The organism is Nocardia sp. NPDC004722 (genome assembly GCF_053601505.1).
Window position 1 is genome coordinate 1 of the sequence record NZ_JBSGBY010001075.1, and the last position, 1352, is coordinate 1352.

At 63.8% G+C, this 1352-nt stretch carries 1 protein-coding gene; it reads right to left on the reverse strand.

Features of this window, described 5'->3' with window-relative positions:
- Window positions 1-1352: PKD domain-containing protein (locus tag ACWELQ_RS45805; protein WP_452403212.1), on the reverse strand; the 1352-nt coding region annotated here is incomplete at both ends.

Sequence of the window (1352 nt, forward strand, 5' to 3'; positions counted from 1 at the left end):
CCGATCACAAACAGTCTCTGCACGGTGCGTAAGCTTGCCAGGCGTGGAGAGCGACCGAGATACCCAGTACGAGGATCTGCTCCGACTGGTGCTTGTATAGGTGCCATCGGTGGTGTATGTGTGTGTCGGGTTGGGGTCGGTCGAGGAGGCGCCGTCGCCGAAGTCCCACCGGTAGGTCAGCGCGCCTCCGGAGGGATCGCTGGAACCCGCCGAAGAGAATGTGACGTTCAGTGGCGTGGCGCCCGAGGTCGGCTTCGCCGTCGCCCGCGCGATCGGAGGAGCGACCTGACCTTTGATGTAGTCGATGCGGTAGATCGCGGAGTTTTCGTCGCCGGTGAACCATCCGGTGCCGTAATCCAGAACGTACAGTGATCCGTTACGGCCGAAGGCGGTGTCCATGACCTGGGTTCCGGTCCAGGGGAAGCGCGTGATCGCACCGGGCGACCCATCGCCGTTGACCTCGATGTCCATGATCCAGCGGAGGCCGAACTCGGCCGCGAGGTAATGCCCGTCGTAGCTCTGCGGGAACTTCGTCGGAGATGTGGACGACGCGTCGTACCGATACACCTTGCCGCCCATCGGTGATTCCGACCCGGTCCCGAACTCCGGCGGAGCGACGCCGAGCGCCTCGGCTCCCTTGCCGTACTGGATCCACGCCGGCAGTGCGGGTGGCAATTTCGCCAGGCCGGTATTGCGGAAGGAGGTATTTGTCGCACCGCTCTGGCAGTCGTACTTCGGTCCACCGGTATTGGTTGCGAAGTCCCAGTGGTTGTATGTTTCCGCCACGGTCTTGGCGCCGATGCAATACGGCCAGCCATAATTTCCGGGCCCGGTAGCGCGCAGGAACGCGGTTTGTCTCGCCGGACCGCGCTGAGGGTCGGCGACGTTCGCGTCGGGGCCATATTCGCCCACATACAGGACGCCGGTGGGTTTATCGACGGAGATCTTGTAGGGATTCCGCAGGCCCATCAGGTAGATCTCGGGCAGGGTTTCGGCCGTGCCGGGCGCGAACAGGTTGCCGGGCGGAATCGTGTAGGACCCGTCGTCGGCGACCTTGATGCGCAGGACTTTTCCGCGCAGGTCGTTGGTATTGGCCGAGGTGCGCTGGGCGTCGAATTGCGGATTACGCTCGGGCCGTTCGTCCAGGGGGCTGAAGTCGTTGGACTGGAACGGGTTCGTATTGTCGCCGGTGGCGAGGTACAGATTGTCGGCCGCGTCGAAGGCCAGAGCACCACCGGTGTGGCAGCACATACCGCGCTCACTCGGGACCTCGAGCACAACCTTCTCGCTGGACGTGTCAAGGGTCCAATCCGGCCGTAAAGTGAAGCGGGACAACCGGTTCACGCCGCGCC